25 protein-coding genes are annotated in these 21,954 nt (G+C 69.3%); 11 read left to right on the top strand and 14 right to left on the bottom strand.

What is annotated here, in order from left to right; genetic code table 11:
* Positions 1-8: 8 nt before the first annotated feature.
* Positions 9-872, bottom strand: a complete 864-nt coding sequence (locus tag PotMrB4_RS24860; protein ID WP_172434740.1) for an MBL fold metallo-hydrolase — start codon at positions 870-872, stop codon at positions 9-11.
* Positions 873-990: 118 nt separating this feature from the next.
* The gene (locus tag PotMrB4_RS24855) at positions 991-1,992 is read right to left on the bottom strand and encodes an AraC family transcriptional regulator (RefSeq protein WP_044412906.1); all 1,002 of its coding nucleotides are present in this window, start codon (positions 1,990-1,992) and stop codon (positions 991-993) included.
* 273 nt (positions 1,993-2,265) lie between these two features.
* Between PotMrB4_RS24855 and PotMrB4_RS24850 the strand changes: the two genes are divergently transcribed.
* The gene (locus PotMrB4_RS24850) at positions 2,266-2,964 is read left to right on the top strand and encodes an EAL domain-containing protein (RefSeq protein WP_232060766.1); all 699 of its coding nucleotides are present in this window, start codon (positions 2,266-2,268) and stop codon (positions 2,962-2,964) included.
* 154 nt (positions 2,965-3,118) lie between these two features.
* On the opposite strand, the gene PotMrB4_RS24845 is transcribed toward PotMrB4_RS24850, so the two are convergent.
* Genes PotMrB4_RS24845 through cydP form a run of 5 tightly spaced genes read right to left on the bottom strand, consistent with a single transcriptional unit; the run spans position 3,119 to position 6,461 of the window.
* On the bottom strand, positions 3,119-3,424 hold the full coding sequence (locus tag PotMrB4_RS24845) for a cyd operon YbgE family protein (RefSeq protein ID WP_044412901.1): 306 nt from the start codon (positions 3,422-3,424) through the stop codon (positions 3,119-3,121).
* Positions 3,405-3,515 (bottom strand): cytochrome bd-I oxidase subunit CydX, encoded by a 111-nt coding sequence (gene cydX / locus PotMrB4_RS24840; RefSeq protein ID WP_044412898.1) that lies wholly within the window; start codon positions 3,513-3,515, stop codon positions 3,405-3,407. The genes PotMrB4_RS24845 and cydX overlap by 20 nt, the downstream gene beginning before the upstream one ends.
* Positions 3,516-3,527: 12 nt before the next feature.
* Positions 3,528-4,670, bottom strand: coding sequence for a cytochrome d ubiquinol oxidase subunit II (gene cydB / locus PotMrB4_RS24835; RefSeq protein WP_172434738.1), 1,143 nt, complete (start codon positions 4,668-4,670; stop codon positions 3,528-3,530).
* 10 nt (positions 4,671-4,680) lie between these two features.
* A complete protein-coding gene (locus PotMrB4_RS24830) occupies positions 4,681-6,243 on the bottom strand; it encodes a cytochrome ubiquinol oxidase subunit I (protein WP_172434737.1) in 1,563 nt (520 codons plus the stop codon).
* Positions 6,240-6,461: a cytochrome oxidase putative small subunit CydP gene (gene cydP / locus PotMrB4_RS24825; RefSeq protein WP_172434736.1), complete on the bottom strand. Its 222-nt coding sequence runs from the start codon at positions 6,459-6,461 to the stop codon at positions 6,240-6,242. The genes PotMrB4_RS24830 and cydP overlap by 4 nt, the downstream gene beginning before the upstream one ends.
* A 257-nt stretch (positions 6,462-6,718) precedes the next feature.
* Between cydP and PotMrB4_RS24820 the strand changes: the two genes are divergently transcribed.
* The 10 genes from PotMrB4_RS24820 to argE all read left to right on the top strand — a co-directional run bounded on the left by PotMrB4_RS24820 (position 6,719) and on the right by argE (position 13,972).
* Complete coding sequence (locus PotMrB4_RS24820) at positions 6,719-7,015, top strand: YceK/YidQ family lipoprotein (protein WP_044412885.1); 297 nt, start codon at positions 6,719-6,721, stop codon at positions 7,013-7,015.
* Positions 7,016-7,138: 123 nt separating this feature from the next.
* Positions 7,139-7,963 (top strand): class I SAM-dependent methyltransferase, encoded by an 825-nt coding sequence (locus tag PotMrB4_RS24815; RefSeq protein ID WP_172434735.1) that lies wholly within the window; start codon positions 7,139-7,141, stop codon positions 7,961-7,963.
* Between the two features lie 160 nt (positions 7,964-8,123).
* Positions 8,124-8,558: a YeeE/YedE family protein gene (locus tag PotMrB4_RS24810; RefSeq protein WP_172434734.1), complete on the top strand. Its 435-nt coding sequence runs from the start codon at positions 8,124-8,126 to the stop codon at positions 8,556-8,558.
* 1 nt (position 8,559) lies between these two features.
* Positions 8,560-8,979: a YeeE/YedE family protein gene (locus tag PotMrB4_RS24805; RefSeq protein WP_172434733.1), complete on the top strand. Its 420-nt coding sequence runs from the start codon at positions 8,560-8,562 to the stop codon at positions 8,977-8,979.
* A 12-nt stretch (positions 8,980-8,991) separates the two neighbouring features.
* On the top strand, positions 8,992-9,180 hold the full coding sequence (locus PotMrB4_RS24800; RefSeq protein ID WP_074974007.1) for a YgaP family membrane protein: 189 nt from the start codon (positions 8,992-8,994) through the stop codon (positions 9,178-9,180).
* Between the two features lie 64 nt (positions 9,181-9,244).
* On the top strand, positions 9,245-9,799 hold the full coding sequence (locus tag PotMrB4_RS24795; protein ID WP_172434732.1) for a Tll0287-like domain-containing protein: 555 nt from the start codon (positions 9,245-9,247) through the stop codon (positions 9,797-9,799).
* Positions 9,800-10,402: 603 nt separating this feature from the next.
* Positions 10,403-11,677 carry a flavin-containing monooxygenase gene (locus PotMrB4_RS24790; protein WP_142014127.1) on the top strand — a complete coding sequence of 425 codons (1,275 nt, stop codon included), beginning with the start codon at positions 10,403-10,405 and terminating at the stop codon, positions 11,675-11,677.
* A 29-nt stretch (positions 11,678-11,706) separates the two neighbouring features.
* Positions 11,707-12,135, top strand: a complete 429-nt coding sequence (locus PotMrB4_RS24785) for a RidA family protein (protein WP_044412869.1) — start codon at positions 11,707-11,709, stop codon at positions 12,133-12,135.
* A 9-nt stretch (positions 12,136-12,144) separates the two neighbouring features.
* On the top strand, positions 12,145-12,822 hold the full coding sequence (locus tag PotMrB4_RS24780) for a DUF1028 domain-containing protein (RefSeq protein WP_172434731.1): 678 nt from the start codon (positions 12,145-12,147) through the stop codon (positions 12,820-12,822).
* On the top strand, positions 12,815-13,972 hold the full coding sequence (argE, locus tag PotMrB4_RS24775; protein ID WP_044412863.1) for an acetylornithine deacetylase: 1,158 nt from the start codon (positions 12,815-12,817) through the stop codon (positions 13,970-13,972). The genes PotMrB4_RS24780 and argE overlap by 8 nt, the downstream gene beginning before the upstream one ends.
* A gap of 12 nt (positions 13,973-13,984) precedes the next feature.
* On the opposite strand, the gene PotMrB4_RS24770 is transcribed toward argE, so the two are convergent.
* From PotMrB4_RS24770 to PotMrB4_RS24740, 7 genes are all read right to left on the bottom strand, one after another.
* Positions 13,985-14,911: an ABC transporter permease gene (locus tag PotMrB4_RS24770; RefSeq protein WP_044412860.1), complete on the bottom strand. Its 927-nt coding sequence runs from the start codon at positions 14,909-14,911 to the stop codon at positions 13,985-13,987.
* 50 nt (positions 14,912-14,961) lie between these two features.
* Positions 14,962-16,065 (bottom strand): ABC transporter permease, encoded by a 1,104-nt coding sequence (locus PotMrB4_RS24765; protein WP_044412857.1) that lies wholly within the window; start codon positions 16,063-16,065, stop codon positions 14,962-14,964.
* Positions 16,066-16,077: 12 nt separating this feature from the next.
* Entirely contained in the window at positions 16,078-17,610 is a 1,533-nt protein-coding gene (locus PotMrB4_RS24760) for an ABC transporter ATP-binding protein (protein ID WP_044412854.1), read from the bottom strand.
* A gap of 961 nt (positions 17,611-18,571) precedes the next feature.
* On the bottom strand, positions 18,572-19,405 hold the full coding sequence (locus PotMrB4_RS24755; RefSeq protein WP_142014135.1) for a nucleoside-binding protein: 834 nt from the start codon (positions 19,403-19,405) through the stop codon (positions 18,572-18,574).
* A gap of 301 nt (positions 19,406-19,706) precedes the next feature.
* Positions 19,707-20,642 (bottom strand): LysR family transcriptional regulator, encoded by a 936-nt coding sequence (locus PotMrB4_RS24750; RefSeq protein ID WP_142014138.1) that lies wholly within the window; start codon positions 20,640-20,642, stop codon positions 19,707-19,709.
* Positions 20,639-21,238 carry an IMPACT family protein gene (locus PotMrB4_RS24745; protein ID WP_172434730.1) on the bottom strand — a complete coding sequence of 200 codons (600 nt, stop codon included), beginning with the start codon at positions 21,236-21,238 and terminating at the stop codon, positions 20,639-20,641. Before PotMrB4_RS24745 ends, PotMrB4_RS24750 begins: the two co-directional genes overlap by 4 nt.
* On the bottom strand, positions 21,238-21,906 hold the full coding sequence (locus tag PotMrB4_RS24740; RefSeq protein WP_044412842.1) for a TetR/AcrR family transcriptional regulator: 669 nt from the start codon (positions 21,904-21,906) through the stop codon (positions 21,238-21,240). Before PotMrB4_RS24740 ends, PotMrB4_RS24745 begins: the two co-directional genes overlap by 1 nt.
* Positions 21,907-21,954: the final 48 nt, after the last annotated feature.

Here is a 21,954-nt window from a genome sequence, read left to right as displayed (position 1 = left end):
TCGGCCTCTCAGAGTGCGTTCAGGGGAATCTTCAGGTAGCGGGTGCCGTTGGCCTCGGCCGGCGGCAACTGCCCGGCGCGCATGTTCACCTGCACCGAGGGCAGGATCAGGGCGGGCATGCCGAGGGTAGCGTCGCGGGCCTGGCGCATGGCGACGAACTCGTCTTCGCTGATGCCTTCGTGCACGTGCACGTTGTGGGCACGTTCCTCGCCCACGCTGGTCTGGTAGAGGAAGTGCTCGCGCCCCGGGGCCTTGTAGTCGTGGCACATGAACAGGCGGGTGGCGTCCGGCAGGGCGAACAGCCGGCGGATGGAGCGGTACAGGGTGCGCGCGTCGCCGCCGGGGAAGTCGCAGCGGGCGGTGCCGTAGTCGGGCATGAACAGGGTGTCGCCGACGAACGCGGCGTCGCCGATCAGGTAGGTCATGCAGGCCGGGGTGTGGCCGGGGGTGTGCAGCGCCTGGGCCTGGATGCCGCCGACGCTGAAGCGGTCGCCGTCCTTGAGCAGGTGGTCGAACTGGCTGCCGTCGGTGGCGAAGCCGCTCTCGGCGTTGAACAGCGTGCCGAAGGTCCGCTGCACCACGGTGATGTGCTCGCCGATGGCCAGCCTGCCGCCCAGCTGGCGCTGGATGTAGGGCGCGGCGGAGAGGTGGTCGGCGTGGACATGGGTCTCCAGGATCCACTCCAGGGTCAACCCCTGTTCGCGCACGTAGGCGATCAGGCGGTCGGCGCTGGCGGTGCGGGTGCGCCCGGCGGCGGGGTCGTAGTCGAGCACCGAGTCCACCACGGCGCAGCGCCGGGAGGCCGGGTCGCTCACCACGTAGCTGTAGGTGAAGGTGGCGGGGTCGAAGAAGGGTTCAACGTGGGCATTCATGGTTCAGCTCTCCTTAAATACCCCTTGGGGTATTTTATGGTGCTGAGCATAGCTGCCACTCAGTTATATATTTATATTTTTTTGACATATGCGGCGGCGCGCTGAAACCTTCGGGTATTCAACCCAGGTCGGCGCGATAGCGATTGGGCGACATGCCGAACCAGCGCAGGCAGGCCTTGTGGAAACTGCTCTGGTCGTTGAAGCCGAGGGTGGTGGCGATGTACTTGATGCTCCGCGTGGAGCGCCTCAGGTAGTCGTGGGCCAGGCGCAGGCGGCAATCGTCGGCGATGGCCTTGAAGTGGGTGTCCTCGCGGTCCAGCGCGTTCTGCAGGCTGCGCGGGCTGAGGCCCAGGCGCTCGGCGATGTCCGGCAGTGTGGGGCGGGCCTGGGCGGCGATCAGCTCCATCAGCAGGCGGCGCACCCGGGCCGCCACCGAACCGTTGAGGATCTCGTGGGCCATGTGCTGGGCGCGCTCGGCGTGCAGGGCGTCCAGCGCCTCGTCGGCGGTGGGCAGCGGCAGCTCGGCGATGGACGGGCAGAACACCAGGGCATTGGTGCGCGCGGAGAACACCAGGTCCGGGCCGAACAGGCGCGCCAGGCGGGCGGTGTTCTCCGGCTCGGGGTAGGTGAACTCCACGCGGATCGGCATCGGCCGGTGATAGGGCTCCAGCCAGTGGATCAACGCCAGCACCAGCGCCGCGCCGGCATCGAGGAAGGCCCGGGGGGCGCTCAGCTGGCCCAGTTCGCGCCCGTGCAGCACCAGGTTGCCGGCGCTGTCCCGGTCGAGGAACAGCTGCGAGCCGCTGCTGATCAGCGGGTGGTACTCCACCACCCGTTCCAGCGCGTTGCCCAGGGTCGGGGCGGACATGATGCTGTAGGTGAACGGGCTCCACACCGAGGGATGGGCGTAGTGGTAGGCCAGCAGGCCCAGGTCCGGGTTGCCGGTCTGCCGCAGGGCCTCGTCGAACAGGCCGTAGATCACTGCCGTCCGGATCGGCGCGCCACTGGCCAGCGCGGCTTCGATCTCCTGCGCGGGGATCGCCAGGCTGTCCGGGTCGACTCCTGACTTGACCAGGGCCTTCCACAGGACCTTCGAACAGGCGGCGGTAATCGCGTACATGAATCTATCCAGGCCGGGTCATTGAGTTCTTGGAAGTGGGGTCGCCTTGTACTTCAGGACAAGGAAAAGGTGTCCCCGGACACTTACCGCGCATTTCTTCGCAATAGGATAATTTCCGTGAAAAACTTCACAAAGTTTTATGTGCGTGCATGTTCCCGCGCATGCCGGTTCTTTGTGGATTTAAAACATTCATCGAGGTCGTCCTTGTGTGCGCGCATGTCCCAATCCAGTGATCTTGCCTGTGAGTTCTACGATGCATTGAACGACGGGAAGTTGGGCCTGGCCTTTCAACCGGTGGTTCATTCCCGGCACCCCCATCGTGTTCTCTATTACGAAGGCCTGCTGCGCAGCCTGGCCGAACCGTTTCCCTGCAACCCCATCGCCCTGCTGGAGCGCCTGGGGCGCATCCGCCTGCTGGACGCCTCGGTGGTGTCCAACGTCGTGCGCCTGCTGGACCGCAACCCAGCCCTCACCCTCGGCTGCAACATCTCCGCCCTGAGCGCCGCCCTCGACCCCGGCTGGGAGGCTCTAGGCGGCCTGTTCGAGGACCGTCCGGAACTGGCCGGTCGGCTGGTCATCGAGATCACCGAGAGCGCCCGCTTCGGCAGCCACGCCGATGCCCTGGCGTTCTTCCAGCGCTTCTCCCACCTGGGTTGCAAGGTGGCGGTGGACGACCTCGGCGCCGGCTGCTTCACCCTGGATTTCGTCGCCGAGGCGCGCCCCGGCATCATCAAGATCGACCGCAGCTACCTGGTGGAAGCACGGGAGGGGGGCTCGGCACTCAGGCGTCTGGAACAGGTCGTCGAAACCTGCCGGGATATATCCCCGGTGGTGGTACTCGAAGGCATCGAAACCCCGGCCGACCATCAACTTGCCTGCGCGGTAAATGTCGAATGGCTGCAAGGCTTCTTGTTCGGCGTGCCGCGTGTCGATCACCCGGATATACCGGGCAATGGATCACTGAAGTTCTGATGGGTATGCGCGAGAGTTGCGCAGCTTAACCGTCTGGTGAATGCACTGGCGTGGCGTTGATAACACTTTCGAACATGGGCGAAGTGCAATTTGAAGTTGACCAAGTCGACAACTTCACAACTGCCGATACCCCCCGCCTTGCGCGAGGGGGCGTTCAGAAACCTTGTGCCCGGGCCAGCAGCGCGTAGCCCAGCACCAGCAGCGGCCAGGCGCACCAGGGGCTGAACAGCAGGCGCCAGGGCAGGGCGCGCGGGACGAAGCCCACGCCGTGGACGAAGCCGCCGCTGATGCCGAGCATGGTCAGCATCAGCAGGCCGTGGGAGTAGGCGCCCGCGTCGTCGACGAAGGCACCGGGGTGGATCAGCAACAGCAGCGCCAGCGGCGCCGCCAGCAGCAGCGAGAGCGCTCGCCCCAGCGGGGCGGCGCTCAGGGCGCGGGGCTCAGTCACTGGCGTCCTCATCCAGGTTCTGCGTGGTTTCCAGCCACAGCGCGTTGATGATCCCGAAGCTGCAGGCCAGCAGCACACCGAGTATCCAGGCGAAGTACCACATGGTCGGGCTCCTTCAGTAGAGGCGATGGGTGTTTTCGTCGATGTGCGCGGTGGTCACCCGGCCCCACATCTTCGCGTAGCCCCAGAGGGTGTAGATCAGGATCAGCGGCACGAAGAGGCAGGCCACCACGAACATGATCCCCAGGGTCTTGTGGCTGGACACCGCGTCCCACACCGTCAGGCTCGACATCGGGTCCAGCGAGGACGGCATGACGAAGGGGAACAGCGCGAAGCCGGCGGTGCACAGGGTGCCGACGATGGCCAGGCTCGACCCGAGGAAGGCCAGCCCGCCGCGCCGCGCCGAGGCACCGGCCAGAGCCAGCAGCGCGCCGAGTACGCCGAGCACCGGCGCCAGCATGGTCCACGTGTAGGCCGCGTAGTTGCCCAGCCAGCCGGGGTTGCCGGCGGCCACTTGCTTGGCCAGCGGGCTCAGCGCCTTGCCGGTCTCCAGCGGTGCGGCGATCACCTGCCCGTTGATGCCGCCCAGCCACAGCCAGGCCCCCGCAGCGAGGAAGGCCGCCAGGTACACCAGCGCCGTCACCTGCGCCGCGCGCCGGCTGCGCAGGGCGACATCGCCCTCGGTGCGCATCATCAGCCAGGTAGCGCCGTGCAGCATCAGCATCGACAGGCTGGTCACCCCGGCCACCAGGCCGAAGGGGTTGAGCAGTTGCCAGAAGCTGCCGTGGTAGCTCACCCGCAGGTCCCCGTCGAACTGGAAGGGCACGCCCAGCAGCAGGTTGCCGAAGGCCACGCCGAACACCAGCGAGGGCACCAGCGCCCCGGCGAACAGCCCCCAGTCCCAGGTCTGCCGCCAGCGGGTGTTGGCCAGCTTGCTGCGGTAGTCGAAGCCCACCGGGCGCACGAACAGGGCGAAGAGCACCAGCAGCATCGCCCAGTAGAAGCCCGAGAAGGCGGCGGCGTAGACCAGCGGCCAGGCGGCGAACAGCGCGCCGCCGGCGGTGATCAGCCAGACCTGGTTGCCGTCCCAGTGCGGCGCGATGGTGTTGATCACCACCCGGCGTTCACTGTCGGTGCGGCCGACGATCGGCAGCAGCGCCGCCGCCCCCAGGTCGAAGCCGTCGGTCAGGGCGAAGCCGATCAGCAGCACGCCCACCAGGACCCACCAGATCAGCTTGAGGCTTTCGTAATCCAGCATGGCGGTCTCCTCAGGCAGCGGCCGGTTGTTGCTCGAAGTGGTAGCGCCCGGTGTGCAGGCTGGAGGGCCCGAGCCGCGCGAAGCGGATCATCAGGTACATCTCCACCACCAGCAGCAGGCTGTAGAAGGCGATCAGCGCGGTCAGCGAACCCCACACATCGCCGGTGCTCAGGCTCGAGGTGGACAGGTGCGTCGGCAGCACCTCGCCGATGGACCAGGGCTGGCGGCCATGCTCGGCCACGTACCAGCCGGTCTGCGCGGCGAGCCACGGCAGCGGCAGGCTCCACAGCGCCCACTTCAGCAGCCAGGGCTTACGCTCCTCGTTCTTGCGCGCTGAGGCCCAGAAGGCACAGGCGAACAGCGCCAGCATGAGGAAGCCGGCGGCCACCATGATGCGGAAGCTGAAGAACAGCGAAAGCACGTCGGGGATGGTGTCCAGGCTGGCCTGGCGCACCTGCTCGTCGGTCGCGTCCACCACCTTGTCGGTGTACTTCTTCAGCAGCAGGCCGTAGCCCAGGTCCAGCTTCACCGCGTTGAAGGCCGCCAGGGTGGCCTCGCTGCGGTCACCGCCGCGCAGTTGCTCCAGCAGCGCGTAGGCCTTCATGCCATTGCGGATGCGTGCCTCGTGCTGCACCAGCAGGTCCTTGATGCCGGTGACCTCCTTGTCCAGCGAGCGGGTGGCGATCAGGCCCAGTACGTAGGGGATCTTGATGGCGTAGTCGGTACGCATGGCCGCCTGGTCGGGGATGCCGAACAGGGTGAAGCCCGCCGGTGCCGGGTGGGTGTCCCACTCGGCCTCGATGGCCGCCAGCTTGGTCTTCTGCACGTCGCCGATCTCGTAGCCGGACTCGTCGCCCAGCACGATCACCGAGAGGATCGACGCCAGGCCGAAGGCCGAGGCGATGGCGAAGGAGCGGCGGGCGAAGCCCTGGTCACGCTTCTTCAGCAGGTACCAGCTGGAGATGGCCAGCACGAAGATCGCGCCGGTCACGTAGCCGGCCGCCACGGTGTGGACGAACTTGACCTGGGCCACCGGGTTGAACAGCAGGGCGCCGAAGTCGGTCAGCTCCATGCGCATGGTCTCGAAGTTGAACTCCGCACCCACCGGGTTCTGCATCCAGCCGTTGGCGATCAGGATCCACAGCGCCGAGAGGTTCGAGCCCAGCGCCACCAGCCAGGTCACGGTCAGGTGCTGCACGCGGGTGAGGCGGTCCCAGCCGAAGAAGAACAGGCCGATGAAGGTGGATTCGAGGAAGAACGCCATCAGGCCCTCGATGGCCAGCGGCGCGCCGAAGATGTCCCCCACGTAGTGGCTGTAGTAGGCCCAGTTGGTGCCGAACTGGAACTCCATGGTCAGCCCGGTGGTGACGCCGAGGGCGAAGTTGATGCCGAACAGCTTGCCCCAGAACTGCGTCATGTCCTTGTACACCTGCTTGCCGGTCATCACGTACACCGACTCCATGATCGCCAGCAGGAACGACAGGCCGAGCGTCAGGGGCACGAACAGGAAGTGGTACATCGCAGTCAGGGCGAACTGCAGGCGCGATAGATCGACGACTGCTTCCGTGATCATCTCGGGCTCTCCTCAGTGGATGGTTGGGGGGATGCGGAAGGGGGCGTGGGCGCATCGAGCAGGCGGGCGGCGGTGCGTGATGCGCCGTCACGGGGGACCGTGGGGGCGTCGAACCAGAGCGTCTTGATGCCCCAGAGCAGCAGGAGCTTGATCAGCAGGATGCAGGTGATTTCCCTGACCAGGGTGCGCGAGGACGTGAGCGTACGACGTGTGTGCATGCCAGATACCCCTTGGGGTATGAATGGTCCCTATTCTTGATCCTGGCCATCTCCCTGCACAAGGTGTGGGTAATGCGGCTGGGTGTCGCAGCGCAAGCTTAGCCAGTTCTCGCGCATGTCAAGGTTGGCGAGGGCTGCAGCCGAGGTCGGGATGATCGCCGGCACGCCTGGCGTGTCGAGATGTCGCAGCCGTTCACGGACCGCGGAGACGCCGATGGGGTAGGCTGCACCCCCATCCACCCCTGGCGTGACGGACCATGCGAACCCTCATCACCGCACTCACCTGCCTGGCCCTGAGCGGCTGCGGCACCTTGCTCGGCCGCGCCGACGACCATACCCCGAGCGGGCTGATCGGCCACGACTACTACAAGGGCGTGAAGGCCGACGTCATGCTGCTCAGCTTCGACCTGTACCCCGGCTACGGCGGCTATGCCTCGCTGTTCTGCTGGCTCAGCGTGGTCTGCCCGGTGGCCACCGTCGTCTCCATGCCGGTGGACGCCACCGTGGACACCGTGCTGCTGCCCTGGGACGCCTACTCGGCCTCGCACTTCTAGCCTTACAGCGCGCACGCCATCGGTCGGCGGCTTAATCCGACAGTACCCACCGTCGCCGGTATCTGGACGGAGGCGCCCCCGAGGCGCAGCATCGACGGCCTTCACGGACGACAGGAAGACCCCATGAACGGATACCTGGACCTCAATCGCGCCAACTGGGATGACCGCGCCCCCCTGCACGCCGCCTCGGCGGACTACCAGGTGGAGCGCTTCGTCAGAGACCCCGGCCACCTCTCCGACGTGGTGCGCTTCGACCAGCCGCGCCTCGGCGACATCGTCGGCCTGCGCGGCGTGCACCTGCAGTGCCACATCGGCACCGATACCCTTTCCCTGGCGCGCCTCGGCGCCCGCATGACCGGCCTCGACTTCTCCCCCGCGTCCCTCGAGCAGGCCCGCGAACTGGCGCGGCGCTGCGACGCCCCGCTGGAGTTCGTCGAGGCCGAGGTCTGTGCCGCCGACCAGGCCCTGCCGCGCGCCAGCTTCGACTTCGTCTACACCGGCATCGGCGCCCTCTGCTGGCTGCCCAGCATCCGCGACTGGGCGCGTACCGTTGCGGCCCTGCTCAAGCCCGGCGGCTGGCTGTTCATCCGCGACGGGCATCCCATGCTCGGTGCCGTGAACGAAGCACGCCTGGACGGCCTGGTGATCGAATACCCCTACTTCGAACGCCCCGAGCCGATGGTCTGGGACGACGCCAGCAGCTACGTCGAGACCGACCGCCCCCTCACCGCCACCCGCACCCACGAGTGGAACCACGGCCTCGGCGAGATCATCACCGCGCTGCTGGAGAACGGCATGACCCTCACCGGGCTGGAAGAACACCGCAGCCTGCCCTGGGAGGCCCTGCCCGGGCGTATGCACCGCGTCAGCGGCGGCGAATGGCGCCTCAGCGAAGCCCCCGACCGCCTGCCCCTCAGCTACACCCTTCAGGCCGTCAAGCGCGGCTGAACCTGCCTCGGGAGCCCTCCGGGGCTCCGCCTTTCTCCTCGACCGTTCATCCGCTGCGGCGAAATGGCCGCTTGCCGGCACGTTTGCGCTGTAGCTAAATACCCCTATGGGTATATTGGCGAGCGAAAACGCTGCGCCCGATGCTCAACGAGGAGACCCCATGCACATCAACTGGATGGCCTTCACCCCCGGCTCCGCCTTGGCCGGTGGCGTGCTGATCGGCCTGGCGGCGGGCGCCTTCGCCGCCTTCAACGGGCGCATCGCCGGCATCAGCGGCCTGCTGGGCGCGCTGCTGCAACCGGGCAGCGAAGGGCGGGGCGAGAAGGCCCTGTTCCTCCTTGGCCTGCTGCTCGCCCCGCTGCTCTGGGGGCTGCTGGGCCACTGGCCGCAACCGCAATTCCACACCGGCGCCCTCGGCCTGGTGGCGGCCGGCCTGCTGGTGGGGCTGGGCACCCGCTATGGCGCCGGCTGCACCAGCGGCCACGGCGTCTGCGGCCTGTCGCGGCTGTCACCGCGCTCCCTGGTGGCGGTGGCCTGCTTCATGGCCAGCGGCTTTGCCAGCGTCTTCGTCATCCGCCATCTGCTCGGAGCCTGACATGAACCGACTGAGCGCATTCCTCGCCGGCCTGGTGTTCGGCCTCGGCCTGCTGCTGGCCGGCATGGCCGACCCGGCCAAGGTCCTCGGCTTCCTCGACCTGGCCGGCGCCTGGGACCCGTCCCTGGCCCTGGTGATGGCCGGCGCCATCGGCGCCGCCCTGCTGCCCATGGCCTGGGCCCGGCGCCACGACCGCTCGCTGCTGGGCGAGCCCATGCGCCTGCCCGAGCGCCGCGACCTCGACCGCCGGCTGATCGGCGGCAGCCTGCTGTTCGGCATCGGCTGGGGCATCGCCGGCATCTGCCCCGGCCCGGCGGTGGCGCTGCTGCTGACCGGCCACTGGCAGGTGCTGCTGTTCGTTGCCGCCATGCTTGCCGGCATGGCGCTGTTCACCGTGCTGGATCGCCCGCGCGGCCACTGAAGGAGACCCGCCATGACTGCCAACGTTGGAACCCTCGACCGCACCCTGCGCCTCATCGTCGGCCTGCTGCTGATCGCCCTCGCGGTGTTCGGCGTGATCGGCGCCTGGGGGTATATCGGCATCGTCCCGCTGCTCACCGGGCTGTTCCGTTTCTGCCCGGCCTACCCGCTGCTGGGCATCAACACCTGCACGCGCCGCTGAGCGGTTGCGTCCTTTCACCACCGCCGCGAAGGATCGCCGTTGCGACGCGGCCAAGGAGTTCGTCATGCGTTACCCCCTGCTCGCCGCCTGCCTGGGGCTGTGCGTCAGCGCCCAGGCCGAGAGCCTCGACGCCCGCGTCGCCGAAGGCGCCGCACTGATCCCGGCCTTCCAGAAGCACCTGCTGGAGACCGTCCAGGGCGCCATGCGCCAGGGCGGCCCGGCCCAGGCCGTGGCGGCCTGCCAGACCCTCGCCCCCGGTATCTCCGAGGCCCACGGGCAGGACGGCTGGCGCGTCGGCCGCACCGCCCTCAAGGTGCGCAACCCGGCCAACGCCACGGATACCTGGGAGCGCGAGGTGCTGGAGGACTTCGCCCGCCGCGCCCAGGCCGGCGAACCCCTGGCCGGCATGCAGCGCGCCGAGGTGGTCGACGGCGAAGTGCGGGTGATGAAGCCCATCGCCACCGGGGCGCCGTGCCTCGCTTGCCACGGCACCCAGGTCGAGCCGCAGCTGGCCCGCCTGATCCGCGAGCGCTACCCCGACGACCAGGCCACCGGCTTCCGCGAAGGCGAACTGCGCGGCGCCTTCACCCTGCGCCGCCCCGTCGACGACGAAGGTTGACCTGCCCGCTCCGTGCCCCGCCCCGATGGGCTTCGCACAGCTCAGCCCATCCCACGACCGCTCCGTGCCACCCGTAGGATGCGGTGAGCTCGGCGAACCGCATCGCCCCACGCCGCCCCCGCCCCGATGGGCTTCGCACAGCTCAGCCCATCCTACGGCGCTCCGTGCCCCCGTAGGATGCGGTGAGCTCGGCGAACCGCATCGCCCCACGCCGCCCCCCACCCCGATGGGCTTCGCACAGCACAGCCCATCCCACGGCCGCTCCGTGCCCCCGTAGGATGCGGTGAGCTACGCGAACCGCATCAAGCACGCCCCGCGCCGCCGCTCCCAACCCCGCGCCGTTGCCGAGTTTTTTCATGGGCAGCGAGCATATTTTTAATAATTTTCCTGGCCTGGAAGCTGGCGCACCATCTGCCCGACCCGAACGAAAGCCAGACCGCACAGACGGTCGAGCCGGGGTGCAGCGTGCGTGATTCCAGCCTCCAACGGCCTCGTGCCCGTCTGCCCGGTTCATCCCTCTGCGCCTTGTCCGTCGTTCTCCGCCGGCCCTGAGCGGCCTGCAATTCCAAGAGCCGAAAACCGCCCAGCAGAAGGACACCGACCATGACCGTTGGACAGACTGAAATCGATACCCTGATCGTCGGCGCGGGCCAGGCCGGCATCGCCATGAGCGAGCACCTGACCCGGCTCGGCGTGCCCCACCTGGTGCTGGAGCGCGACCGCATCGCCGAGCGCTGGCGCTCCCAGCGCTGGGACTCCCTGGTGGCCAACGGCCCGGTCTGGCACGACCGCTTCCCCGGCATGGAATTCGAGGGCATGTCCCCCGACGCCTTCGCCTCCAAGGAGCAGGTGGCGGACTACTTCGAAGCCTACGTGCAGCGTTTCGAAGTGCCGGTGCGCACCGGCGTCGAAGTCACCCGCGTGGTGCGCAACGTCGGCCAGCCGGGGTTCCGCGTGGAGACCTCCGACGGCGTGATCCAGGCCCGTCATGTCGTGGCCGCCACCGGCCCCTTCCAGCGCCCGGTGATCCCCGCCATCGCCCCGCGCAGCGAGACCCTGGTGCAGCTGCACTCCGCCGACTACCGCAACCCCGGCCAACTGCCCGCAGGCGCCGTGCTGGTGGTGGGTGCCGGCTCCTCCGGCGTGCAGATCGCCGATGAACTACAACGCGCCGGCAAGCAGGTCTACCTCTCCGTCGGTGCCCACGACCGCCCGCCGCGCAGCTACCGCGGCCGCGATTTCTGCTGGTGGCTGGGTGTGCTCGGCGAGTGGGACCAGCAGGCCATGAAGCCCGGCCGCGAGCACGTCACCATCGCCGTCAGCGGCGCCCGGGGCGGCCACACCGTGGACTTCCGCGCCCTCGCCGAGCAGGGCATCACCCTGGTGGGGCTGACCCAGGCCTTCGACGGCGGCAGCGTCCGCTTCGCCAACGACCTGGCCGACAACCTCGCCCGGGGCGACGAGAACTACCTGTCCCTGCTGGACGCCGCCGATGCCTACATCGAGCGCAACGGCCTGGACCTGCCCGCCGAGCCCGAAGCCCGCCGCATGCGCCCCGACCCGGCCTGTGTGCGCGAGCCGATCCTCGAACTGGACCTGGCCGCCGCCGGCATCGGCGCCATCATCTGGGCCACCGGCTTCGCCACCGACTACAGCTGGCTGCAGGTGGACGCCTTCGACGCCCAGGGCAAGCCCCGCCACCAGCGCGGCGTGTCCAGCGAACCGGGGGTCTACTTCCTCGGCCTGCCGTGGCTGTCGCGCCGGGGCTCCTCGTTCATCTGGGGCGTCTGGCACGACGCCAAGCACGTGGCCGACCAGATCGCCACCCAGCGCAAGTACCTCGCCTACCACGACGCCGCCCAGCGCCGTCAGGGCTGAGCCCCGAACCCGACGCCAAGGACACCGCCATGCCGACCCATACCCGCATCCGCATGTTCAACACCCGCGACACCTACCCCAACCAGACCCTGGACAACGACCTCTGCCAGGCCGTCCGCGCCGGCAACACCGTCTACGTGCGCGGCCAGGTGGGCACCGATTTCGACGGCAACCTGGTGGGCCTGGGCGACCCCCGGGCCCAGGCCGAGCAGGCCATGAAGAACGTCAAGCAACTGCTCGAAGAGGCCGGCAGCGACCTCTCCCACATCGTCAAGACCACCACCTACCTGATCGACCCGCGCTACCGCGAGCCGGTCTACCAGGAGGTGGGCAAGTGGCTCAAGGGCGTGTTCCCCATCTCCACCGGCCTGGTGGTCTCGGCCCTCGGCCAGCCCCAGTGGCTGATGGAGATCGACGTGATCGCCGTGATCCCCGATGACTGGCAGGCCACCCGCTAAGGAGCTCCCATGACCTTTTCCATCGTCGGCCGTTGCGCGGAAACCGGGCAGCTGGGCATCGCCATCAGTTCCTCCAGCATCGCCGTCGGCGCGCGCTGCCCCTGGGTGCGTGCCGGGGTGGGGGCGGTGGCCACGCAGAACGTCACCCTGCCGGCCCTGGGGCCGCAGATCCTCGACCTGCTGGACAGCCAGCACCTCACGCCCCAGGCCGCCCTCGACCGGGCCCTGGGCGCCAACGGCTGGAGCCAGTACCGCCAGGTGACGGTCATCGACGGCCAGGGCCGCACCGCGCTGTTCAGCGGCAGCGAAGCACTCGGCGTGCACAACGCCGTGGCCGGCGAGCAGTGCGTGGCCGCCGGCAACCTGCTGTCCGACCAGGCGGTGATCGACGCCATGGTGCGCGCCTTCGAAACCTCCGAAGGGCAACTGGCCGAGCGCCTGCTCAGCGCCATGCAGGCGGCCATGGCCGCCGGGGGCGAAGCCGGCCCGGTGCACTCGGCAGCGCTCAAGGTGATGGGCGACCTCACCTGGCCCATCGTCGACCTGCGGGTGGACTGGGCCGAGCACGACCCCATCGGCGTGCTCGCCGGGCTCTGGCAGGCCTATGCCCCGCAGCAGCAGGACTACATCACCCGCGCCCTGGACCCGACGGCGGCGCCCAGCTACGGAGTGCCCGGGGATGAGTGACGCCACCAGCCTCGACCTGCTGGAGCGGCTGGTGGCCTTCCCCACCGTCAGCCGCGACTCCAACCTGGCGCTGATCGGCTTCATCCGCGACTACCTCGCCGGCCACGGCGTGGCCAGCGAGCTGTTCCTCAATGCCGAGGGCACCAAGGCCAACCTCTTCGCCACCCTCGGCCCCACCGACCGGGGCGGGGTGGTGCTGTCCGGGCACACCGACGTGGTCCCGGTGGACGGCCAGGCCTGGACCCGCGACCCGTTCCGCCTCAGCGAAAGCGAGGGCCGCCTCTACGGGCGCGGCACCGCCGACATGAAGGGCTTCATCGCCTCGGTACTGGCCGCCGTGCCGGCCTTCCTCGCCCAGCCGCTGCGCCTGCCGGTGCACCTGGCGTTCTCCTACGACGAGGAAGTGGGCTGCCTGGGCGTGCGCTCCCTGCTCGACGCCCTCGCCCAGCGGCCCAACCGGCCGCGCCTGTGCCTGATCGGCGAGCCCACCGAACTGCGCCCGGTGCTCGGCCACAAGGGCAAGCTGGCCATGCGCTGCCAGGTGCACGGCGCCGCCTGCCATTCCGCCTACGCGCCACAGGGGGTCAATGCCATCGAATACGCCGCGCGGCTGATCGGCCACCTCGGCGAGATCGGCGAGGAGCTGGCCCGCCCCGAGCACCACGACCCGCGTTTCGACCCGCCGTACTCCACCGTGCAGACCGGGCTGATCGAGGGCGGCCGGGCGCTGAACATCGTCCCCGCCGAGTGCCGCTTCGACTTCGAGGTGCGCGCCCTGCCGGGCTTCGACGCCCAGCAGGTGGCGACGCGCCTGGACCGTTACGCCCAGGCCGAGCTGGTGCCGCGCATGCAGGCCGTGCAGCCGGGCACCGGCATCCGCTTCGAGCCCCTGGGCAGCTACCCGGGCCTGGCCACCGATGCCGCCAGCGAGGCGGCCGAACTGGTGGCGCTGATCAGCGGCTCGCGGGACTTCGGCACCGTGGCCTTCGGCACCGAAGGCGGGCTGTTCCACGAGGCCGGCATCCCCACCGTGGTCTGCGGCCCCGGCAGCATGGACCAGGGCCACAAGCCCGACGAGTTCGTCACCCTCGCCCAGCTGGAAGCCTGCGACGCCATGCTGCTGCGCCTGGCCGAGCACCTGCGGGCCTGAATCACCGCGCCCTCAGTGCCCGCCCTTCCAGGGCTGGCCGAGGGACACCGGGGCGAACAGGCGGGTGCGCACGGCATCGCGGGAGAGCAGCACCAGCACCAGGATGGTCGCCACGTAGGGCAGCATCGCCAGCAGGTTGGCCGGGATGGCGAGCCCCACGCCCTGGGCCACCAGGTGCAGGATGCTGGCCAGGCCGAACAGGTAGGCGCCCAGCAGCACGCGGAACACCCGCCAGCTGGCGAACACCACCAGCGCCAGGGCGATCCAGCCGCGCCCGGCGGTCATGTTCTCCGCCCACATCGGCGTGTACGCCAGGGACAGGTAGGCCCCGGCCATGCCCGCCATCGCCCCGCCGAACAGCACCGCCAGGGTGCGCACCCGCAGCACCGGCAGGCCCATGGCGCTGGCCGCGTCGGGGTTCTCGCCCACCGCCTGCAGCACCAGGCCGATGCGGCTCTTCAACAGGGCCCAGGCGATCAGCGCGAACAGCGCGAAGGACAGGTAGACCATCAGGTCCTGGCTGAACAGCACCTTGCCCAGCACCGGCAGCGCACCCAGCAGCGGGATCGCCACCGGCTCGAAGCCTGCCAGCGGCTTGCCCACCCAGGCCGCGCCGACGAAGGACGACAGGCCGATGCCGAAGATGGTCAGCGCCAGCCCGGTGGCCACCTGGTTGGCGTTGCAGCCCAGCGCCACCAGGGCGAACAGCGCCGACAGCAGCACCCCGGCGGCCATCGCCGCCAGCACCCCGAGCCAGAGGCTGCCGGTGCCGATGGCGGCGATGAAGCCCACCACCGCGCCGAACAGCATCATTCCCTCCTGGCCGAGGTTGAGCACGCCGCTCTTTTCACACACCAGCTCGCCCAGGGCCACCAGCAGTAGGGGCGTGCCGCAGCGGACCATGGCGAAGAGGATGTTGGTCAGCAGATCGAGATCCATGGGTCAGAAGCCTTGGGCGGCGAGCCGCGCGTCAGGAAGAGGGGAGAGGGTCATGCCAGGGCCCCGCGTGCGCGGGCCGTCGTGCGCAGCGTCCAGCGGGCCGCCAGGCGCGGGCGGTAGAGGATCAGCACGTCACAGGCGAGCAGGAAGAACAGCATCATTCCCTGGAACAGCTGGGTGATGGACTGCGGCAGGTTCAGCGCCATCTGCGCGTTCTCGCCGCCCAGGTAGAGCAGCGCCATCAGCAGGCCGGCGGCGAGGATGCCGAACGGGTTCAGGCGACCGAGGAAGGCCACGGTGATGGCGGCGTAGCCGTAGCCCGGCGACACCTGTGGCACCAACTGGCCGATGGGCCCGGTGACCTCGCCGACCCCGGCCAGGCCTGCCAGGCCGCCGCTGAGCAGCAGCACCAGCCACACCAGGCGCCGCTCGCGGAAGCCGACGAAGCCGGCCGCGCGCTTGTCCAGGCCGAGCACCTTGATCTGGAAGCCGAGGAAGCTCCTGTGCAGCAGCACCCACACCGCCACCAGCGCCAGCAGGGCGAAGTACAGGCCGATGTGCAGGCGCAGGTCCTCGAACACCGGCGGCAGGCGGGTGGCGTCGCCGAACATGGCCGACTCGGGGAAGTTGAAGCCGCCCGGGTCCTTCAGTGGGCCGTGCACCGCATACAGCAGCAGGTTCAGCGCCACGTAGTTGAGCATGATGGTGGTGAGGATCTCGTTGGCGTTGAAGCGCGTGCGCAGCCAGGCCGCCAGCGCGCCCCAGGCGGCCCCGGCGAGGGTGCCGGCGGCCAGCACCAGCACCAGCGCCCAGCGGCTCTCCCAGTCGATGACGTGGACCGCCAGCGCGCTGCCGGCCAGGGCACCGACCAGCAACTGGCCCTCGGCGCCGATGTTCCACACCCGCGCCTGGTAGGCCACGGCCAGGCCCAGGGCGCAGAGCAGGATGGGCAGCGCCTTCACCAGCAGCTCGGAGACGCCGTAGAGGTCGCTTACCGGGGCGATCAGCAGGGTGTGCAGGGTTTCCAGCGGGTCCTTGCCCAGGGCCAGGAACAGCAGCGAGCCGCAGGCCAGGGTCAGCAGGCCGGCCAGCACCGGGGAGAGCACCAGCATCGCCCGCGAGGGCTGGGTGCGGGGAACGAGGGATAACAGCATGGGGGCTCCGGGTCAGGCGGCTTGGGGCGAATCGAAGCGGCCGGCCATCCAGCGGCCGACCTCCTGGGCGGTGGTGTCCGGCACCGGCTTGAGCGCCGATAGCTCGCCGCTGCACAGCGCACCGATGCGGTCGCTGATCTGGAACAGCTCGTCCAGGTCCTCGGAAATCACCAGGATCGCCGCGCCGGCATCCCGCAGCGCGATCAGCGCGCGGTGGATGGCCGCCGCCGCGCCCACGTCCACGCCCCAGGTGGGGTGCGCGGCCACCAGCAGCCTGGGTTGCTGGAGGATCTCGCGGCCGAGGATGAACTTCTGCAGGTTGCCGCCGGAGAGGCTGCGGGCGGCGGTGTGGGCGTCCGGGGTCTTCACCGCGAAGCGGCGGATCACCTCCTCGGCGAAGGCCAGCACCCGGCCCCGGCGCACCAGGCCGTGGCGCAGCAGGCCCTGGCGCGAGGCGGTGAGCAGCGCGTTGTCCGCCAGGGACAGCTCCGGCACCGCGCCGTGCCCCAGGCGCTCGGCCGGCACGAAGGCCAGGCCCCGGGCGCGCCGCGCATCCGGCGGCAACTGGCCCACCGCCTGCCCGGCGAAACGCACCGCCGCCGCCTTGGCCGGCGGCAGCCGGGCCTCACCGGAGAGCAGCGCCAGCAGCTCATCCTGGCCGTTGCCGGCCACCCCGGCGATGCCGACGATCTCGCCGCTGCGCACCTCCAGGCCGATGGCTTTCAGCGACACGCCGAACGGGTCGGGGTTGTGCCAGTCGAGGCCCTCCAGGTGCAGGAAGGGCGCGCCGCCGCTGACCTTGGGGTACTGCGCCACCAGCCCCTCGGCATCGCCCACCATCAGCCGCGCCAGCTCCAGGTCGCTGCACGCGGCCGGGATGCACTGGCCGGAGACACGGCCGCCGCGCAGCACCGTGGCGCTGTGGCAGAGCGCCCGCACCTCGGCCAGCTTGTGGCTGATGAAGAGGATGCTGCAGCCCTCGGCCGCCAGCCGGCGCAGGGTGACGAACAGCTCCTCGGCCTCCTGCGGGGTCAGTACCGAGGTGGGTTCGTCGAGGATCAGCAGGCGGATGTCCTGCATCAGGCAGCGGACGATCTCCACCCGCTGGCGCTCGCCGATGGACAGCGCATGCACCAGCCGCCCCGGTTCCAGGGCCATGCCATAGCGCTGCGACACCTCGCGGATGCGCGCCTCCAGCTGCCTGGGTGTGCCCGCCTCGCGGCCCAGCGCCAGGGCGATGTTCTCGGCCACGGTGAGGGTCTCGAACAGCGAGAAGTGCTGGAACACCATGCCGATGCCCAGGGCGCGGGCCTGGGCCGGGTCTCGCACCCGCCGCGTCTCGCCCTGCCAGCGGATCTCGCCGGCATCGGGCTGCACCACGCCGTAGATGATCTTCATCAGCGTGCTCTTGCCGGCACCGTTCTCGCCCAGCAGGGCATGGATCTCCCCGGGGGCGATGGCCAGGTCGACACGGTCGTTGGCCAGGCAGCCGGGGTAGCGCTTGGTGATGCCCAGGAGTTCCAGGCGGGGAGGGGAGGCGGTCATGGGGCTTCACTCGATCAATCAGCTGGCCCTGCCAAAGCAAAAAGCTGGCCACCGGGTCAGAAAGCGCGCGGGCCTTGGGACAGCGAGACGACGGGGTGCCAGGGCCGCGCGGAGGCTGCACGCAAATGGGGCGTGGACGGTGGGGTGGCGCACCGTTGTGGCGGTTTTTCGATCAGGGCGGCGCAGGCCTTGGCGCAGCAGGGCTGGCGCGGTTATTCCCAAGGTTATCCACAGGTCTGTCCACGGTTATTGTGGGCGAGCACGGGGCACCTCGACGGGATGCTGGCGCGGTGCCTTATTTCCCAGCGAAATTAATCCATGCCTGTCAAGCCCTTGCGTGCGCCATTTGGGCGCAGGGCAGGGTGGTCGTTATTTGATCAGCTCGCGGCAGGCACCACGGCACGCAGCCCGGCGCCACCTTTGCAAAGGTTATCCACAGGCTTGTCCCCGGCTTTTGTGGGCGGTTCCGGACCACCGGAAGTGACAGGGCGGCACCCGTAGCCTGGGCTTCAGCCCAGGGACTGGCTGGCGAAGGACTCCCAGGTTGAAGCTCAGGGCCTGGTGTGCGGAATCCCCGGACTGAAGTCCGGGCTACGGCCTATGCCACGGCGTGAGGAAGGCACCCGTAGCCTGGGCTTCAGCCCAGGGATGGGCTGGCGAAGGATTCCAAGGTTGAAGCGCAGGGTCTGGTGTGCGGAATCCCCGGACTGAAGTCCGGGCTACGGCCTATGCCACGGCGTTGCGGACGGTACCCGTAGCCTGGGCTTCAGCCCAGGGATGGGCTGGCGAAGGATTCTCAGGTTGAAGCTCAGGGCCGGGTGTGTGGAATCCCCGGACTGAAGTCCGGGCTACACCCCGTGCCACGGCGTTGCGGAGGGCACCCGTAGCCCGGGCTTCAGCCCGGGGCATGGCCGGCGAAGGCGCCCCGGGTTGAAGCCCGAGCCACGGGGCCGGGTAGGGCTCAGAAGCTGAGTTCGAGGTTGAGGGTCGGGGTGGAGGTGCGGCTGCCACGTCCGCCGTCCACGCCGAACTTGTTGTGCCAGTACTCGTAGCCGACGCCGAACCACAGGTTGGGCTGCACCCGGTCGCCCGGGCGGGCGGCCACCATCAGGGCGGTGCGCATGAGGGTTTCCGGGGCGGTGTCGCGGTTGTTGTAGTCCTCGCCCTTCTCCCCGATGTGGTTGACGAAACCCTGGAACTTGGCCGCGTGGTCGCCCACCTTGAACGGCCGCAGCCAGGTCAGGTTGAGGTTGTAGGTGCCGTCGAAGGTGAGGTTCTCGTGGCGCACACCGGGGATGCCGCTGTGGTTGCGCTCGCGGTAGTAGAGCAGGCTCAGGTCGAGCACGCCGACGGTGTTGAACTTGAGGGTCGGGCCGAACACCAGGGCGCGCTTCTTGGCCGAGGCGCGGTTGTTGTTGCGGCTGGCGTCGAAGCCGGCAGTGAAGGCGTAGTCCTTGATCAGGCCGGTGCCCAGGGGCTGGTCGAACACCCGCGAGGCGAACAGTTGGTGGCGGTAGGTGGCGTAGACCTCGCTGCCGCCGTCGTCGGTGCCCTTGCGCGGGTCGCGGTTGTCGGAGAGGAACACGTCGAGGTTGAAGAAGTTGCTGCCGTACTGGTAGCCGCTGGCGTGGGTGAAGCTGTAGATGCGCTTGGCGAACTTGTCCGGGTTGTTGGGGTTGGTGAACTGCTGGCCATAGCGGAAGCCCAGGCTGTTGTTCATCCATTCCAGTGCGCTGGCCTCCCCGGCCATGACGAAGGCCAGTGCCAACGACGCTCCCTGCAGTGCTTTTTTCATTGTTGTGGCTCCTGTGGAGTGGGGTATCGACAGTTCGGTACGGACACCGAGCGACGCAGTATCGGCACAAGCCCGGTGTGCGCCAAAGAACAGTATTTCGCTCGGGCTGATGCCGGAACGGCAGCGCTGAATTGACCTGGAAGTCAGTATTTTCGCGGCCTCCAGCCCGGCGGGCGTTCCGCGCGCTCAAGGGCGCAGGCTGGCGTGAAGGGCAGAAATCGAGCGGGTGGGCAGAGGGCATTGGCTGACGCCGAAAGCCGGCGCCGGCACCCGTTCGACGCGGTGCCGACCGAGGTGCGACTCAGAGCCGCGGGGGTTCCTCGCCCTCGCGGCGGGCGATCTCCTCGGCCATCAGCCGGGCGAAGGCGTCCACCGCCACCGGCAGGTGACGCCCGGCGCGCATGTACAGGCCGAGGTCGCTGTGCAGGCCGCCCTGGTCGGTCAGCGGCAGGTGCAGCAGCTCGCCGCTGGCGAGGTCGGCCTCCAGGCCGATGCGGGTCTGGAAGGCGATGCCCAGGCCGCGCCTGACCATCTGCCGGGCCAGCTCCAGGGAGCTGCTTTCCAGCACCGGCAGGCCCGGCTGGCGCAGGCGGCGGAACAGCGGGCCGATCTGGTGGTGCAGGGACAGCTCGCGCTTGGCGAGGATCAGCCCGTGCTCGGCGCAGGCGGCGAAGGCCACCTCCTGGCGCTGGGCCAGGGGATGGCCGGCGGGGACGATGGCCCCCAGGCGGAAGTGCCCCAGGCACAGCTGCTGCAGCTCGGCGCTGCGTTGCAGGCCGAAGGCCAGGCCCAGGTCGGCGTCGCCGCTGAGCACCGCCTCGGGGATGGCCTGGGAGCCGAGGGTGGTGACGCCCACGGTGATGCGCGGATAGCGCGTGTGCATGGCGTCGAGCACGCGGGGCAGCAGGTCGAGGGTGACGCCTTCGACGGTGGCGATCTCCACGTGGCCGGTGCTCAGGCCCTGCATGGCGTCCAGTTCCGAGCGCACCCGCTCCAGGTCCTGCAGCACCACGGTGACGTGGCGCGACAGGGTCTCGCCGGCCGGGGTCAGGCGCAGGCCGCCGGGCAGGCGTTCGAACAGCGGCGTGCCCAGTTCGTCCTCCAGCTTGAGGATCTGCCGGTTCACCGCCGACGAGGCGACGTTGAGCCGGCGCGCCGCCTCGCGGATGGAGTGGCAGCGCCGGACCATGTCGAAGTAGAGGATGGCCGGGGAGTGGATGCGCAGGCGGCCGCTCACGGCGCCACCTCCTCCACCGGTTGCAGCTGGCTGCGGCCCCGGCTGAGGTCGGCCAGCACCTGCTGCAGGGCTGCCTGGCGTTCCGCCGGCAGGGCCAGCTCCAGCCAGGCGCCCTCGGTGTCGTAGGCCTCGTCTTCCAGCCGTGCCTGGTGCTCGGCCAGGCGCGCCTTGAACGGGGCCAGCTCGGCGAAGGCCACGTGCCCGCGCAGGCGCTGCAGGGCCAGCAACTCGGTGCGCTCGCCGCCCTGCAGGCACTTCGCGGCGCTGCCGCCGTAGGCCCGCGCCAGGCCGCCGGTGCCGAGCTGGATGCCGCCGTACCAGCGGATCACCAGCACCGCCACGCGGTCCATGTCCTGGCCCTCGATGGCGGCGAGCATCGGCCGCCCGGCGGTGCCACCGGGTTCGCCGTCGTCGCTGAAGCGGTACTGCGTGCCCACCTTCCAGGCCCAGCAGTTGTGGCTGGCGGCGGGGTCGCTGTGGGTGGCGATGAAGGCCTGGGCCTCTGCCGCGCTGGTGACCGGCGCGGCCAGGGCGATGAAGCGGCTCTTGCGGATTTCCTCGCGGTACTCGCAGGGCCCGGCCAGGGTGAAGGGCATCAGGCGCTGGCCGGCGGCGTCAGGCCGCAGCCCTTGAGGATGATGTGGGTGAGGGTCTGGGCGGCGACTTCGTAGTCGTCCTTGGTCAGGCGCTTGCGGCCGCTGACGCGGCAGATCTGCGAGCCGAAGTCGGCGTAGTGCTGGGTGCTGCCCCAGAGCAGGAAGATCAGGTGCATCGGGTCCACCGGGTCCAGCTTGCCGGCGGCCACCCAGGCCTCGAACACGGCGGCGCGGCCGCGGAACCAGTCGCGGTAGTCCTGGTTGAAATGCTTGTCGAGGCAGCTGCCGCCGCTGATCACTTCCATGGCGAAGATCTTCGAGGCCAGCGGGTAGCGGCGGGAGAACTCCAGCTTGGCGCGGATGTAGCGGGCCAGCGCTTCGGCCGGGTCGTCCTCGGCGGTGAGGGTGTTGAAGGTGCTGTCCCACAGCTCGAGGATGTTGCTCAGCACCGCCACGTAGAGCCCCAGCTTGTTGCTGAAGTAGTAGTGCAGGTTGGCCTTGGGCAGGTCGGCGCGCAGCGCGATGGCGTTCATGCTGGTGCCTTTGAAACCGTGCTTGGCGAACTCCTCCTCGGCGGCGGCGAGGATGATCTCTTCGTTCTTCTGGCGGATGCGGCCGGCGGGTTTGCCGGTGGCGGCGGGGCTGTGGGCGGGAACCAGGACAGTCATGGTGTTTCCAGGGAATTCAGGGGCGGGCGAATGCACTGATACCGCAAG

The sequence above is a fragment of the Metapseudomonas otitidis genome, from assembly GCF_011397855.1.
Lineage (GTDB): Bacteria > Pseudomonadota > Gammaproteobacteria > Pseudomonadales > Pseudomonadaceae > Metapseudomonas > Metapseudomonas otitidis.
Note: the sequence above shows the minus strand (reverse complement) of the source record. Positions and strands in the feature narration are given on the sequence as shown.

Excerpts from the sequence above, each read along its gene's own strand:
- PotMrB4_RS24860 (WP_172434740.1), bottom strand. The coding sequence starts at position 872 with ATGAATGCCCACGTTGAACCCTTCTTCGACCCCGCCACCTTCACCTAC.
- PotMrB4_RS24855 (WP_044412906.1), bottom strand. The coding sequence starts at position 1,992 with ATGTACGCGATTACCGCCGCCTGTTCGAAGGTCCTGTGGAAGGCCCTG.
- PotMrB4_RS24845 (WP_044412901.1), bottom strand. The coding sequence starts at position 3,424 with ATGAGGACGCCAGTGACTGAGCCCCGCGCCCTGAGCGCCGCCCCGCTG.
- cydX (WP_044412898.1), bottom strand. The coding sequence starts at position 3,515 with ATGTGGTACTTCGCCTGGATACTCGGTGTGCTGCTGGCCTGCAGCTTC.
- cydB (WP_172434738.1), bottom strand. The coding sequence starts at position 4,670 with ATGCTGGATTACGAAAGCCTCAAGCTGATCTGGTGGGTCCTGGTGGGC.
- PotMrB4_RS24830 (WP_172434737.1), bottom strand. The coding sequence starts at position 6,243 with ATGATCACGGAAGCAGTCGTCGATCTATCGCGCCTGCAGTTCGCCCTG.
- cydP (WP_172434736.1), bottom strand. The coding sequence starts at position 6,461 with ATGCACACACGTCGTACGCTCACGTCCTCGCGCACCCTGGTCAGGGAA.
- PotMrB4_RS24820 (WP_044412885.1), top strand. The coding sequence starts at position 6,719 with ATGCGAACCCTCATCACCGCACTCACCTGCCTGGCCCTGAGCGGCTGC.
- PotMrB4_RS24815 (WP_172434735.1), top strand. The coding sequence starts at position 7,139 with ATGAACGGATACCTGGACCTCAATCGCGCCAACTGGGATGACCGCGCC.
- PotMrB4_RS24810 (WP_172434734.1), top strand. The coding sequence starts at position 8,124 with ATGCACATCAACTGGATGGCCTTCACCCCCGGCTCCGCCTTGGCCGGT.
- PotMrB4_RS24805 (WP_172434733.1), top strand. The coding sequence starts at position 8,560 with ATGAACCGACTGAGCGCATTCCTCGCCGGCCTGGTGTTCGGCCTCGGC.
- PotMrB4_RS24800 (WP_074974007.1), top strand. The coding sequence starts at position 8,992 with ATGACTGCCAACGTTGGAACCCTCGACCGCACCCTGCGCCTCATCGTC.
- PotMrB4_RS24795 (WP_172434732.1), top strand. The coding sequence starts at position 9,245 with ATGCGTTACCCCCTGCTCGCCGCCTGCCTGGGGCTGTGCGTCAGCGCC.
- PotMrB4_RS24790 (WP_142014127.1), top strand. The coding sequence starts at position 10,403 with ATGACCGTTGGACAGACTGAAATCGATACCCTGATCGTCGGCGCGGGC.
- PotMrB4_RS24785 (WP_044412869.1), top strand. The coding sequence starts at position 11,707 with ATGCCGACCCATACCCGCATCCGCATGTTCAACACCCGCGACACCTAC.
- PotMrB4_RS24780 (WP_172434731.1), top strand. The coding sequence starts at position 12,145 with ATGACCTTTTCCATCGTCGGCCGTTGCGCGGAAACCGGGCAGCTGGGC.
- argE (WP_044412863.1), top strand. The coding sequence starts at position 12,815 with ATGAGTGACGCCACCAGCCTCGACCTGCTGGAGCGGCTGGTGGCCTTC.
- PotMrB4_RS24770 (WP_044412860.1), bottom strand. The coding sequence starts at position 14,911 with ATGGATCTCGATCTGCTGACCAACATCCTCTTCGCCATGGTCCGCTGC.
- PotMrB4_RS24765 (WP_044412857.1), bottom strand. The coding sequence starts at position 16,065 with ATGCTGTTATCCCTCGTTCCCCGCACCCAGCCCTCGCGGGCGATGCTG.
- PotMrB4_RS24760 (WP_044412854.1), bottom strand. The coding sequence starts at position 17,610 with ATGACCGCCTCCCCTCCCCGCCTGGAACTCCTGGGCATCACCAAGCGC.
- PotMrB4_RS24755 (WP_142014135.1), bottom strand. The coding sequence starts at position 19,405 with ATGAAAAAAGCACTGCAGGGAGCGTCGTTGGCACTGGCCTTCGTCATG.
- PotMrB4_RS24745 (WP_172434730.1), bottom strand. The coding sequence starts at position 21,238 with ATGCCCTTCACCCTGGCCGGGCCCTGCGAGTACCGCGAGGAAATCCGC.
- PotMrB4_RS24740 (WP_044412842.1), bottom strand. The coding sequence starts at position 21,906 with ATGACTGTCCTGGTTCCCGCCCACAGCCCCGCCGCCACCGGCAAACCC.